The organism is Fluviicola chungangensis, from assembly GCF_007558725.1.
Taxonomy (GTDB): Bacteria; Bacteroidota; Bacteroidia; order Flavobacteriales_D; family Crocinitomicaceae; genus Fluviicola; species Fluviicola chungangensis.
The window spans coordinates 96613-109735 of record NZ_VLPL01000011.1 but is presented as its reverse complement, the minus strand read 5'-3'; the positions used below and the strand labels follow the sequence as shown (position 1 = coordinate 109735).

Below are 13123 nucleotides of genomic sequence, written 5' to 3'. Positions count from 1 at the left end.
AGTGGCAAAGGTTCTACATTTCTTAACGGACGAAAAATTTTCGGACTTTATTATTCATCTGTTTGAAAAAGTCCCCGATCACCTGTTCAAATACGTAGTCGTAAAGTCGTCCGATAAACCCCTGAAATTTCAGAACCCGATGATCGAGCAGATTTCCTTAATGGAAGTAAACAATTTTGAAAATGCTTTTGCCCCCGATTTAATTATTTTCCACTCTCTGTTCCCACAAAACCTTTTGGTACTAAACCAATTAAAAAGCACCCGCCCTATATGCTGGTTTTCCTGGGGAGGCGATATTGCTCTGGGGCATTCGACCATCTTCCGTAAAGCCCATGAACCGATTACTTTCCAGGAATATTTCAAGCCTTCCATCGGATCATTATTGAAACATGAATCCTGGAACATTATCAAGAAGTTATTTCCACGATTATATTACTACTACTACGCGAAACGAACCGGTGAGTTGTGGCCCAATTTCCTGCTAAACAAACATTTTCCCAGGATAAGCATCATCAATACCATAACACCCAATGAACAAAAAACATTCATCAAACACGGATTTTCCGGCACATTTATTCACATTCCAATCGGAACCATTGAATACCTGATGGAAGGAGTAACTCCTCATCCCATTTCACATCATGTAAATCGTATTTTTATCGGCCACTCGGCTTTTGCTCAAAACAATCAGCTCGATGTATTAACCCAACTAAAGACATTGAATTTCCATGGGGAGATCATCTGTTCACTAAGTTATGGAGATACCGATTTTGCAAAGGCAGTTATTGAAAAAGGAAACGCGTTATTCGGTGAACGATTTATCCCAGTCACTGAATACCTCACAAAAGAACGTTATTTCAACTTACTCAACACCTGTGACATATACATCAACAATTCCATTATACAACAAGGGTTGGGAAATATCCTGACTGCTGCTTATATGGGAATACCTGTTATTCTAAACCGGAAAGGAGTGGTTTATGAATTCATGAAAGAGCAGGGAATGCATTGTTTTTCGCTACAAAGTGATCTGGAAGCAATGCTAATCGAATTGCCTGGTTCGATAGAAGAATTTACCCGGAAAAATCGTATCGAAATTGACCGGATATACGGCGAACAGCAGGTTCTTAAAGAAATAAACCGATTATTATCCGTTTTGTGATATGTCAACAATACTCCCATATATTTCCATTTGCATCGCCACATACAATGGTGCTTCCAAAATTTTGAAGACACTCGATGCCATTGCCGCAAATACAGTATTGCCTGAAGAAATTATTATTTTCATAGATGGATCTACTGATCATACCCTTGCTGAATTGGCACGATTCCGATATCAGGACTTACTAAAGGTTAGCTATTCTGAAAATATCGGTCGCGCATCTGCACGTAATGCAGCCGCACAGATTGCCAAAAATGAACTGATTCTATTTTTGGACGACGACATCCTCATTCCTGAAAACACTTTGGAAACGCACGCAGAATTCCATCTTAAAAACCAGGGGAAAATCCTGACATGTCCGACACTCACAATCACATCGGATAATGATTTTTCCAACTTCAAACGGTCACTTGAATATCACTGGAACAAAGAAGCTTCAAAAAACACAGACGTTACTTTCTCTGCCGCTTTCTTTTCCATTCCAAAAATAATTTTTGAGCAAACAGGTGGTTTTCATGCAGGTCTTAGTGATGCCGAAGATTATGAATTCGGTTGGCGATTACGCAAAAAAAACATTTCCATTATTGTAAACAGCACCCTGATTGGGACACATAATGATCCTGTTTCCTGTACATCCTTCATTCAAAGAAACAGACAATATGCAAAAGCCAATCAACTATTGGTAGAACAGCAATTACTTGAAAACAACAAATACGTACCTGTGGCTCCCAATCGGTTCAAAAAACTGCTTTTTTATTGCTTTACACAAGTATTTTTGGTGCGCCTGGTAGATCGCAACTTCTTTAAATGGCTCTACCGTCCCCTGCGATTTAAATTGTATGATTACATTAGTGCCGGATTTATTTATTACTATCCGGAAAAACCGTTAGAATAATCGCATGAAAGTTGTTTATGTTATTTCACTGACCCATAAATCAGTTGGTTTCGAGCAACTATTCGAGCAATTATTGATTGAGGGACTCAATTTTCACGTGATTTTGATCAATCGTGAGCCAAGCGAATTATTCAGAGCTTTACAACGCAAAAAAATTTCGGTAAGTGAGTTCATCTATCCGGGTAAAAAATCCATCATTAGAGTGTGCGTTCAAATGTATCGTTGTTTAAAACATGAAAAACCTTCACACCTTCACACTCATTTGCTTGAAGGTGGCTTTCTTGGAGGAATAACCGGTTGGTTAGCCCGAATTCCTAACCGAATATATACACGCCATCATGCAGACGCCCATCATTTCGAAAACAAACGAGGGCGAATTTATGATCGTTTCATCCATTTTTTCCACCAACACATCATTGCTTTGTCACAAGGACATTATGTTTTTCTGAGAGATGTTGAGAAACTGGAAAAAAAACTAGTTTTGATCCCTAATTTTATCGACCCTTCCATTTTTGAAATTCCTCCCGAAACAGACCGGAGAACCATTGAAAAGTATGGATTCAACACAAAAACAATTACCATAGGCATCAATGCACGCTGGACCAAGTTGAAAGGGCTTCAATACATTCTTCCTGCCTTACACCGTATTATTGGAGACTACCCCTCACTGAAAATTTATTTATTCAATGCTAAAGGTGATTTCAAACCGGAAATTGAACAATTGCTCTCCGATTTCGATCCGGCACAGGTTGTTTGCACTGAGTTTGAAGACAATATGATGTCAGTATATCCTCATTTGACGCTCTTTTTACATTGCCCGATTCGTCCTACAGCTGAATCATTCGGGTTGGTATATATCGAGGCATTGGGAAGTGGTGTTCCTTCCATTATTACCCTTAGTGGAATTGCTAATGATGTGGTGGTTGCAAACGAAAATGCATGGGTAGTCAATTACCGGTCCGTTACCGAAATAGAACTTGCGCTTAGGGAATTGCTGGAGCATCCGGAAATTCGTCAAAAAATTGGTGCAAATGCAAAAAAAATCGCACCTTTATTTTCGCTTAAAAGGCATGTCGATCTGTTATTTAAACTTTATCAATTCCCGAAAAAATGATTCCCGATATCAGTATTTGTGTCATTACTTATAACCACGAATCATATATTTGGAGGGCATTGGAATCAATTAATTTTCAGAAATTCAACGGTTCGGTAGAACTAATTATCGGCGTGGATGTTTCTAGTGATCGCACCGCTGAACTGGTTGAACAATTTGTAAAGATTTCAAGGTTTTCGGTTCAAGCAATTATTCACACCGAACGGCAAGGGATGTTCGAAAACCTGTACGATGTATTCCGCAGAGCTACAGGAAAATACATTGCTGTACTGGAAGGTGATGATTTTTGGGTAGACGAAGAGAAACTCTACAAGCAATTCGTATACATGGAAAACGCTCCTTTATGCGTGGCTGCAGGTGGTGGTATCCGTACACTGACACAAACCATCCGGGAAAACAGGAAGTGGTATAACCGAAAAAATCAATATTATTTCCTTCCTGATTTCATTCACGCTAACCGTATGTCATTTTGCACTGTGATGTTTCGCCGCGAATGCCTGCGAATGGATCTGTTTGCCTCACTTTCGGATTCCCCCCATTTGGATTGGCCCATCTATATCATACTGCTTCTGAGTCATCCGGATGCGCATATTAAAGTATTCTCGGACGTTTTCAGTACCTACCGCATCCACGATTCAGGAGTATACAGCGGTGTAAACGAAGCTAAAAGAAAACAGAATATCCTGCGCACAATGCAACACATTTCAACCTTGGCTGCAAATTCTTCATACACAAATTACATTGATCTATCAGTGCATTATCAAAATGATAAAACGGCAACTTGTCCTACTATTTCAGCACTAAAAAAACATCAGCTCGATATTGGTTCTATCCCCTCATTTTATTTGCATAACTTTTCTAAAAAGCAAATTCTGGCGGCACTTATCAAAAGTTTGTGGCAAGTACCTCAGCTGCTTCCGATCATTTGGAGAAAGTATGTGAAAAGGTATTCAGAAAATTAACGGTTCAATGAATTTTCCGAAGGTAAATGCTGCTTCCGTTCAGTGGGTACTTAATCCCTGTTTTTTCTGCAAAAAGATCGCCATGAGTTTGTTTCATGAAATCTGTAAAAAACAGAATTTCATAGTCATTATTGTTTTGCAAAAATGCCCGTAACAGGTAAATTTCATTCCAATTGCGTCCACTAAGAATCCAATCAGCCGGATATTCGAACGGAAAAAATACATCGTGCAAATGGATGATCACTCCCGGCTTCAATACCGGTAACACCTGAAAGAACAGATAATTTACATCAGATCCTGTTTTGGACACATGACTACTGTCGATTAACAACACATCATTCTCTTCCAACGCTGCAAAATCTGTTAAGGGAACACGCTGTACACCTTGTTCCAAAATCCGGACATGTTTGCAGTCATTGTCCCGTAATAACAAATGCAAGCGATCAGGATTCGGTTCAACAAATGTAAAACGGATTTCATGGTTTTGAAAGCGATCATTTACATCCAACATCAGGGCCGAAGAATATCCCGAACCCACTTCAATGATTTGCTTTGGCTGGAATACGCGTAACATAGAATAAAGTATAATACCATCAGTAGAAGGATACCAACCGTTGTCTAATCTGTAGCGGTTCCCATCTGCTCCATCCCATGCCGGAATTTCATTTTTGAATACAGAAAAACGGTCAAGCAGAACCAGTTGTTCAGATTCATTGAATGTTATATTTCTCAAAGCATCTGTTTCAACCTGATAAACCAGTGCCTCTTTGTATTCCGCTAAATTAACTATCGGTGAATAATAATGTCCGACCGGAAAACTGGAATTTCGCACATAGTTTTTACCTTCCTTCAGAATCAATGCAATTCTGTTTATGTAATATCTTACCTTCATCGTTTGTTAATTCGGCATAAACTTACAAATAATCGGTTTCGGGATATCTGTTTGCCGGCGATATTTCACAAAAGAGAATACCTGTCACCAATAAGTTTGATTATTTTCACAGGAAATTTGCACTTCCAAAATGGATATTCACAAACAATGCATTCTTTGTTCTTCCACGGCTCTCAAGCCATTAACAAGGTATTACGAGCGTCATTCGTTGGTCAAATGTAAAAAATGCAGCTTGGTTTTTGCAGAAAAAATACCCAGTACAGAAGAACTCAATCGGCACTATTCCGCTTATTCATACGATAGTCATGCAAGTATTTCACCTTCCACTATGAAAAGTTATTCCGACCTGTTAGACGAATTAGAACCTTTCCGATCCAGCAACCGTCTGCTTGACACAGGGTGTGGAAGGGGCTGGTTTTTGATTGAAGCAAAAAAACGCGGGTGGGAAGTCTATGGAACCGAATATTCGGAGACAGCGGTTGAATTGTGTGAAAAAAAAGGGATCAATATGAAGCACGGTCAATTGAATGCCACACTTTTCGAATCCGGATATTTTGATGTCGTTACTTCCTTTGAAGTCATTGAACACATCAACAATCCCAGGGAAGATTTAGCACACATAAGTTCGTTCCTGAGAACCGGTGGATTATTCTATTGTACTACTCCGAATTTCAATTCGATCATGCGCTACTACCTGAAAGAAAATTACAATGTGATTGAGTACCCGGAGCATCTCACTTATTATACAAAAAAAACGCTATCTGCGGCCATCTCCGGACACTCTTTCCGAAAAATGAAATTTTTATCAACAGGAATCAGCCTCACGCGGATTCAACAATCACTTGGAAACGTAGCCAAAACACACGAAATTTCTGCGGATGAAAAGCTGCGGGAAAACATCGGAAAGAAGTGGCCCCTTCATATGACAAAAACGATTCTAAATAAACTTTTTACGTGGACCAATACCGGTATGACACTGAAAGCTTATTACATCAAAAAATAGCTTTACTATGATACGAAAAAAGGTTTGTTATATTATTTCCGATATCGATAAAGCCGTTTTTTTTGAACTAACAGCAAAACAACTGTGTAAACACGTAGGACTTTCTTTCATTTTGATTAACAGCAAGAACAGTGCTCTGTCTACCTTTTTGAAAACACTGGAGATTCCAGTCTACCATATTTCCTGTCCCTCAATCCTACGATCTACCCGTTCGATAATGCAAATCCGGAGAATACTCCGCAATATGAAACCCGACTGCATCCATTGCCATTTGGCTCATGCAAATTGGACCGGATTAATCGCCGGAAGCTTAAGCGGTATCAAACAGCGTATTTACACACGGCATTCCGGAAAACCGCTCCAATGGAACTGGAAAGAAGCGATAATTGATTTTACACAAAACCGACTGGCAACCGATATTATTGCTATTTCCAGGAATATCGAACACCTCTTACTTGAACAAAAAGTACCTGCTTCCAAAATTCATTTGATATACCATGGTTTTAATACTACCAGATTTGCAAATCCAGATCCCCAAATTATCGCTGATTTACGAAAAAAATACAACCCGGAAAACCAGTATCCCTTGATTGGTGTCATTGCAAGAAACGTCCCTTGGAAAGGAACCTACTACACTCTACAGGCTTTTACCCAATTATTAAAATCTCATCCGAACGCCAAAATTTGTCTTTTCGGCGGACATTACACTTCCATGGATTCCATATGGGACACGCTATGTGAAATTCCTGAACGAAACAAACAAATTATCGATTTTGAACCGGCTGTATTTGACATTTACAGTTTATTCGATGTCTATGTTCACGTACCTGTAAATCCTTCCTGTGAAGCCTTTGGACAAACTTATGTGGAAGCAATTATGAGCAATACACCATCTGTTTTTACACTCTCCGGAATAGCTCCTGAAATCGTTATTCATAAACAAAACGCGTATGTAGTTCCTTTTAAAAATGCAGAAGAAATTCTTCAAGGCATATCCTATTGGCTGAATCAAACAAGCACAAAAAAAGTGAATGATCCCGAGCTCCAAGCTAAGATAAACGACATGTTCTCCATGAAAAGGTACCTGGATTCCTTGTTAAAAATATACAAGCCGGACTAGAGCAGGCGTTTTATTTCCAACTCAATGAATACTGTTTTAAAAAAAAGTTTAATTTTAGAATACCAATTCTTTACGCTACTAAAATGCCCTTTTTATCAATTATAGTCCCCACATACAATCGTGCACATTTGATAAAAAAAACACTGATATCATTGTTAGATCAATCATTTCAGGATTACGAAATCATTGTTGTAGATGACGGAAGTACCGACAATACGGAGGAGGTCGTGTGTTCACTTCAAAGTCCGAAGATAGTGTATTATAAAATCGTCAATGGTGAACGCGCTAAAGCTCGAAATTTCGGCATGCAAAAAGCGACTGGAAAATACATCAACTGGTTCGATTCGGACGACTTGGCATTACCTCATCATTGCGAAACGATTCATGATGCAGCTCAAACAGCACAGTTGCCGGATATTATACGTGTGAATTATGAATTGTATAATCCCATAACAAAAAAAAGAAAACGGATAAAGCATAAAAAAGACATTCGAACAGATATCTTGAAAGGCAATAGTTTCGGAACGGCATCTGTTATCGTCAAACGCGATATTGCACTGTCGAATCCTTTTGAAGAATGCCGGAATTTGTCCGCCAGTGAAGATTATGAATTGTGGCTGCGTTTAGTAAGCAAATACCGATTTACTTGTGTTGACACTGTGACAAATTTATTGGTAGAACACAAAGGAAGAAGTGTTCGTACCATGTCCGGACAACATGATTTGGAAAAACGATTCCTCACGCTAATTCATTTTGCACTCTCGAATCCGGAAACAACCTTTATGATCGGGTCCTCCAAAAAATATTTCCTCATGAGGAATTATCTTGTTTTGTCTGTTGATCTGGCATATAACCGACACAAAAAAAAGGCGGTGACTTACGTGTGGAAAGCATCAAAACAGCATCCATTAGTTTTTTTTCAACGCGTCTTTTGGGCAACATTAAAGCATTTGATTTTTTAAAAAATTCCAAACGTTCGCCTGATCTTGTCAAATGTTCATTCATTGCTCCCACTTATTTTTTACTGTCAAAAAACATCTCTTCGTAAAGAGATGCTGTTAATTTTGTAAGATGCTTGATTCCCCATATCAACAATGCGTAAGGTGCGTAATGGATACCAGTGATCCGGATATTGTGTTCTATGATGATGGCACATGCAATCATTGCACAGATTATATTTTAAGGATCAATCCGCTGTTTGCAGATCCGAAGAAAAATGAAGAAAGTGTTCGGGATCTGATTGACCGGATCAAATCCAAAGGCAATCAAAAAGCGTATGATTCGGTTATTGGAATCAGTGGCGGTGTCGATAGCTGCTACACAGCATATTACGCAAAAATCAATGGTTTAAATCCCTTGCTTGTCCATTTGGATAATGGATGGGACACCGAATTGGCCGTTCAAAACATTCAGACTGTCGCCGAAAAATTGGAACTTGACCTGGAAACGGTGGTTTTGGATTGGTCTGAATTCCGGGAAATTCAACTGGCTTTTTTGAGATCATCCATTGTAGATATTGAAATTCCGAGTGATTTGGCTATTCCTGCAGCCCTGCACCAGATTGCAGAAAAACACGGCATCAAAACCATTCTTTCCGGGGGGAACTATTCTTCCGAAGGAATCTTACCGCTTCAATGGGGGTATCATGTCATGAAAGATATGAAACTCTACCGTTACATTGTCCGGAAGTTCAGCAAAGTAAAACGAAAAAAAATACCGGGATTCGGGCTTTGGAAAGAATTTTACTATAAAATGATCAAAGGAATTAAAACCTGCTATCCTCTAAATTTCATTGATTACAATAAAGATGAAGCACGTTTGCTTCTTGAAAAGGAATTAGGCTGTAAGTTTCCGGAAAGAAAGCATCACGAATCCCGTTACACCAGTTTTTGGCAATCGTATATTATGCCCGTAAAATATGGTTTTGATTATCGTTTGGCTACTTTTTCCACCCAGATATGTTCCAACCAGATTACACGGGATGAAGCCCTGGAGCAGCTTAAATCACTGCCTTATAATCCCGAAACGGTCGGGAGAGAGAAAAATTTCATTTGCAAAAAACTGCAAATCTCTTCTGAAGAATTTGATTCCATTCTCAAACAACCACCTTTAACGTATAAAGATTTTCCAAATTCAAAAAAGCGAATTACTTTCGTGTACAACGTATATCGCTACTTATTTCCAAAAAAATAGTAATGACTCAGTCAAAAAAAAATATTCTAATTACAGGAGGCGCCGGCTTTATTCCGTCTTCCCTGGCAGACAGATTTCTGGAAAATCCGGATTATTTCGTTGTTCTGGTAGATAATTTCCTGACCGGAAAGAAAGAAAATATTCCACAACATCCAAACTGTAAATTCATTCATGGGGATGTCAATAATTTTGACGATATCGCGCCGATTTTCAGTTTGTATAATTTCGATTACGTCTTCCATTACGCCGCCGTTGTTGGCGTAAAGAGAACATTGGAAAACCCGATTATGGTATTAGAAGATATTTATGGAATCCGCAATATTCTCGATCTGTCCAAACGCACGGGTGTTAAACGCGTATTTTACGCCTCTTCTTCCGAAGTTTATGGAGAACCTGTTCATTTACCGCAGCACGAAACAATTACACCTTTGAACTCACGTTTACCTTACGCCGTCGTGAAAAATGTAGGTGAATCATACTTCCGTTCTTACCAGCAGGAATATGGGCTGGATTATACTATTTTCCGTTTTTTCAATACTTACGGACCCAAACAAAGTACGGACTTTGTCATGTCCAGGTTCATTCGGCTGGCCCTTGCAAATAAGGATATCCCCGTTTATGGAGACGGCTCCCAAACGCGGACCTTCTGTTTCATTGATGACAATTTGGACGCCTGCATGAAAGCAATGGAATCAGATCTGATTGTAAACGACGTGGCAAATATCGGGAACGGGGACATTGTAACCATTATGGAACTGGCCGGGACCATTATCCGCTTAACGAATTCTCAGTCCAGGATCATTCATTTACCTCCGCTGGAAGAAGGAGATATGACCCGGAGACAACCGGACATCGCAAAAATGGACCAATTGCTGGGAAGACCGTTTACCAGCCTTGAAAAAGGTATTGAGATCATTTTGAATAATCTGAGATAAGCCGTAACTTGATTCGAAGTTAATTAGTCACACACATTTAACTGAAACCTGAGTATGAAGAATGTACTTTACTTGTCTTATGACGGGATGACTGATCCTTTGGGACAAAGCCAGGTACTTCCTTATTTGATCGGATTGAGCAAAAAAGGGTTTCAATTCACACTGATCAGTTTTGAAAAACCGGACCGCTATTCTCAGGAAAAAAATAAGATCGAAAATTTGTGTTTTGAACACAATATCGACTGGAAACCATTGATCTACACGAAAAATCCGCCCGTTGTATCAACTATCCTTGATATTCGAAAAATGCAAAAAACTGCTTTCCTTCTTCATCGGGAAAAACAATTTCAATTGGTGCATTGCAGAAGTTACATCAGTGCATTGATCGGATTGAAGCTGAAGCAAAAAAAAGGAGTGAGATTCCTCTTCGATATGCGCGGTTTTTGGGCGGATGAACGCGTGGAAGGAAAAATCTGGAACCTGAAAAACCCGCTTTTCAAGTTTATCTATTCCTATTTTAAAAAGAAAGAACGAACCTACTTCAACGAAAGTGACGCAATTGTCAGCTTGACTGAAATCGGCAAAAAGGAAATTTTATCCTGGAAACTGGGAGCCGTTACTCCTGAAAAAATACAGGTGATTCCCTGTTGCGTGGATTTGAAATTGTTTGATCCGCAAAGAATTGATCCGGATATCTTGTACCAGAAAAAAATGGAATACCATCTGACCGACCGGTTCGTTGTCGGTTATGTCGGTTCAATCGGAACCTGGTATCAGCTGCGTGAAATGCTTCTGGCATTCAAGCATATCATTCAAATAAAACCAAATGCTATTTTTCTTTTCGTCACAAAAGAATCCCCTTCTATCATACAAATGGAAGCAAAAGATCTGGACATCCATCTTGATTCCATACGTATCGTTTCCGTTCAACATCAAAAAGTGCCCTGCTTCATTTCACTTTTTGATTGTTCCATCTTTTTTATCCGGCCCAGCTTTTCAAAGAAAGCATCTTCTCCAACCAAGCAAGGTGAAATCATGGCCATGGGTATTCCGCTTATTTGCAATGCAGGAGTTGGAGACACCGATGAACTCGTATCGCGTTACCATGCAGGTCTTGTACTAAACGATACCAGCGACGAAAGTTTGGCTTCGTTTTCCGTTGACTTCCCTGGTTTTAACCGCGAAAAAACCATGCAGGGAGCAAAGGAGTATTTTGGTTTGGAACAGGGAGTCCAATCTTATTTTATAATATATGACCGCTTAATCGGTTAATCAACCTTTGCAGATCGTATTGAAAAAAAGCCCACTTTTGCCTTAGTGAAATTGAAAAAACTCCATATCATTGCTCCTTATCCAAGAGGAGAAGCGCCTTCACAGCGTTTCCGGTTCGAACAATACATCCCTTTTTGGGAAGAGCACGGTTTTGAAATCCACTACCATTCGTTTCACACGCACAAAAGTTGGAACCGGTTGTACAAAAAAGGACTTTTTCTCCAGAAGTTCTTCGATCTCAACTATAATTTTTTGCGTCGGTGGATCCTGCTTTTTCGTTTAATCGGAGCCAAACATATTTTCATGCACCGGGAAATGACCCATTTGGGACCACCGGTCTTTGAATGGGTATTGGTAAAGGTTATGCGAAAAAAATACACCTACGATTTCGATGATGCAATTTGGATTCCCAATTACAGTTCGGCCAATGCACGTTTTCAAAAACTCAAATGTTACTGGAAAGTTCCCTACCTCATACGATGGGCTTCGAAAGTAAGCGCGGGAAATGACTTCCTGGCAACCTATGCCCGCCGATTCAATTCGGCAGTCGAAGTCATTCCGACAACCATTGATACTCAAAATCAACATACGGCTCGGGTTGATCACCACAAAAAACCCGTCGTGATCGGTTGGACAGGAACACATTCTACCATGCACTACCTGGATTTCATCGTTCCTATTTTGCGAAAACTGGAAACCGAATTTAATTTCCAATTTAAAGTGATTTCCAACAAAAAACCGGATTACGAATTGAAATCCCTGGTTTACCAGGACTGGAAACAGGAAACCGAAATGCAAGACCTGGCAGTAATTCAAATCGGGATCATGCCCTTGGTTTTAGATGCCTGGTCGGAAGGAAAATGTGGATTTAAAGCCTTACAATACATGGCGCTGGGGATGGCTCCTATCGTTTCACCGGTTGGAGTAAATACCCAAATGATTCAACACGGAATAAACGGGTTCATTGCAGAAACAACGGAAGAATGGGAAAATGGGTTGCGTATATTACTGGAAAATGAAACACTGAGAATGGAATTGGGACAGCAGGCTCTTAAATCCATCCAGCAAAAATGGAGTGTGGAGGTCTGGAAAGAAAACTACCTTACTTTAATGGAGAATTGAGAATGTAAAATTGAAAAGAAGACTTGTTCAATTAATACATTCTCATTTTCAATTCTCAATGAATTAATGTTCAATTGTTAAGAACCGCAACCAACGCATTCAATGTAGCTGTCCATCGGACGTACACCTTCTACCTGCATTTTCAGGTTGTGAATTTTGTCTTTGATGTCCATATCTGTAAACATGTCACCCGTCAACTGTGCTTCCAGCACCGCGATTTCTTCCTGTAATTTTTGTTTGTTTTCCATTTTTGAAGGGTTTAAATGAGAATTGAAAGTTAGAGAATCCCCTCTCTCAATAAACACCGTGCTTTCCCGATTTATGAAAAGAGTTTTTAACAGTACCGTGATCCGAATCGTTAATTTACAAAAAAATGAGGCGAAATCCTACAAATTGACTTATTAAATCAACTTGTTTTTGCCTATCTTTACTAGCTACGCAAAAGTGAATAAA

Annotated in this window: 13 protein-coding genes; 11 read left to right on the top strand and 2 right to left on the bottom strand. The window is 39.4% G+C overall.

Annotated elements, in window-relative coordinates; translation table 11 throughout:
- Window position 1: 1 nt before the first annotated feature.
- Genes FO442_RS17640 through FO442_RS17625 form a run of 4 tightly spaced genes read left to right on the top strand, consistent with a single transcriptional unit; the run spans window position 2 to window position 4133 of the window.
- On the top strand, window positions 2–1162 hold the full coding sequence (locus FO442_RS17640) for a TDP-N-acetylfucosamine:lipid II N-acetylfucosaminyltransferase family protein (RefSeq protein ID WP_144334536.1): 1161 nt from the start codon (window positions 2–4) through the stop codon (window positions 1160–1162).
- 1 nt (window position 1163) lies between these two features.
- Entirely contained in the window at window positions 1164–2057 is an 894-nt protein-coding gene (locus FO442_RS17635) for a glycosyltransferase family 2 protein (RefSeq protein WP_144334535.1), read from the top strand.
- Window positions 2058–2061: 4 nt separating this feature from the next.
- Window positions 2062–3171, top strand: coding sequence for a glycosyltransferase family 4 protein (locus FO442_RS17630; RefSeq protein ID WP_144334534.1), 1110 nt, complete (start codon window positions 2062–2064; stop codon window positions 3169–3171).
- Window positions 3168–4133, top strand: coding sequence for a glycosyltransferase family 2 protein (locus tag FO442_RS17625; protein WP_144334533.1), 966 nt, complete (start codon window positions 3168–3170; stop codon window positions 4131–4133). The genes FO442_RS17630 and FO442_RS17625 overlap by 4 nt, the downstream gene beginning before the upstream one ends.
- A 4-nt stretch (window positions 4134–4137) precedes the next feature.
- Here the strand turns inward: FO442_RS17625 and FO442_RS17620 are convergent, their stop codons facing one another.
- Window positions 4138–5025 (bottom strand): class I SAM-dependent methyltransferase, encoded by an 888-nt coding sequence (locus FO442_RS17620; protein ID WP_144334532.1) that lies wholly within the window; start codon window positions 5023–5025, stop codon window positions 4138–4140.
- Window positions 5026–5353: 328 nt separating this feature from the next.
- Here FO442_RS17620 and FO442_RS17615 point away from each other — a divergent pair, with 328 nt between their 5' ends.
- The 7 genes from FO442_RS17615 to FO442_RS17585 all read left to right on the top strand — a co-directional run bounded on the left by FO442_RS17615 (window position 5354) and on the right by FO442_RS17585 (window position 12670).
- Window positions 5354–6028: a class I SAM-dependent methyltransferase gene (locus FO442_RS17615; protein WP_186280237.1), complete on the top strand. Its 675-nt coding sequence runs from the start codon at window positions 5354–5356 to the stop codon at window positions 6026–6028.
- Between the two features lie 7 nt (window positions 6029–6035).
- Window positions 6036–7148: a glycosyltransferase family 4 protein gene (locus tag FO442_RS17610; protein WP_144334530.1), complete on the top strand. Its 1113-nt coding sequence runs from the start codon at window positions 6036–6038 to the stop codon at window positions 7146–7148.
- 83 nt (window positions 7149–7231) lie between these two features.
- The gene (locus FO442_RS17605) at window positions 7232–8110 is read left to right on the top strand and encodes a glycosyltransferase family 2 protein (RefSeq protein ID WP_144334529.1); all 879 of its coding nucleotides are present in this window, start codon (window positions 7232–7234) and stop codon (window positions 8108–8110) included.
- 109 nt (window positions 8111–8219) lie between these two features.
- On the top strand, window positions 8220–9341 hold the full coding sequence (locus FO442_RS17600; RefSeq protein ID WP_144334528.1) for an N-acetyl sugar amidotransferase: 1122 nt from the start codon (window positions 8220–8222) through the stop codon (window positions 9339–9341).
- Between the two features lie 2 nt (window positions 9342–9343).
- Window positions 9344–10276: an NAD-dependent epimerase/dehydratase family protein gene (locus FO442_RS17595; RefSeq protein WP_144334527.1), complete on the top strand. Its 933-nt coding sequence runs from the start codon at window positions 9344–9346 to the stop codon at window positions 10274–10276.
- Window positions 10277–10330: 54 nt separating this feature from the next.
- Window positions 10331–11548 (top strand): glycosyltransferase, encoded by a 1218-nt coding sequence (locus FO442_RS17590; RefSeq protein ID WP_144334526.1) that lies wholly within the window; start codon window positions 10331–10333, stop codon window positions 11546–11548.
- A 45-nt stretch (window positions 11549–11593) separates the two neighbouring features.
- Window positions 11594–12670 (top strand): glycosyltransferase, encoded by a 1077-nt coding sequence (locus FO442_RS17585; RefSeq protein WP_144334525.1) that lies wholly within the window; start codon window positions 11594–11596, stop codon window positions 12668–12670.
- A 77-nt stretch (window positions 12671–12747) separates the two neighbouring features.
- Here the strand turns inward: FO442_RS17585 and FO442_RS18785 are convergent, their stop codons facing one another.
- The gene (locus FO442_RS18785) at window positions 12748–12918 is read right to left on the bottom strand and encodes a hypothetical protein (protein ID WP_186280233.1); all 171 of its coding nucleotides are present in this window, start codon (window positions 12916–12918) and stop codon (window positions 12748–12750) included.
- Window positions 12919–13123 lie beyond the last annotated feature (205 nt).

What these genes read in the sequence shown, in the direction of transcription:
- FO442_RS17610 (WP_144334530.1), top strand. Translation starts at nt 6,036, where the DNA reads ATGATACGAAAAAAGGTTTGTTATATTATTTCCGATATCGATAAAGCC.
- FO442_RS17625 (WP_144334533.1), top strand. Translation starts at nt 3,168, where the DNA reads ATGATTCCCGATATCAGTATTTGTGTCATTACTTATAACCACGAATCA.
- FO442_RS17615 (WP_186280237.1), top strand. Translation starts at nt 5,354, where the DNA reads ATGAAAAGTTATTCCGACCTGTTAGACGAATTAGAACCTTTCCGATCC.
- FO442_RS18785 (WP_186280233.1), bottom strand. Translation starts at nt 12,918, where the DNA reads ATGGAAAACAAACAAAAATTACAGGAAGAAATCGCGGTGCTGGAAGCA.
- FO442_RS17635 (WP_144334535.1), top strand. Translation starts at nt 1,164, where the DNA reads ATGTCAACAATACTCCCATATATTTCCATTTGCATCGCCACATACAAT.
- FO442_RS17590 (WP_144334526.1), top strand. Translation starts at nt 10,331, where the DNA reads ATGAAGAATGTACTTTACTTGTCTTATGACGGGATGACTGATCCTTTG.
- FO442_RS17600 (WP_144334528.1), top strand. Translation starts at nt 8,220, where the DNA reads ATGCTTGATTCCCCATATCAACAATGCGTAAGGTGCGTAATGGATACC.
- FO442_RS17595 (WP_144334527.1), top strand. Translation starts at nt 9,344, where the DNA reads ATGACTCAGTCAAAAAAAAATATTCTAATTACAGGAGGCGCCGGCTTT.
- FO442_RS17620 (WP_144334532.1), bottom strand. Translation starts at nt 5,025, where the DNA reads ATGAAGGTAAGATATTACATAAACAGAATTGCATTGATTCTGAAGGAA.
- FO442_RS17630 (WP_144334534.1), top strand. Translation starts at nt 2,062, where the DNA reads ATGAAAGTTGTTTATGTTATTTCACTGACCCATAAATCAGTTGGTTTC.
- FO442_RS17605 (WP_144334529.1), top strand. Translation starts at nt 7,232, where the DNA reads ATGCCCTTTTTATCAATTATAGTCCCCACATACAATCGTGCACATTTG.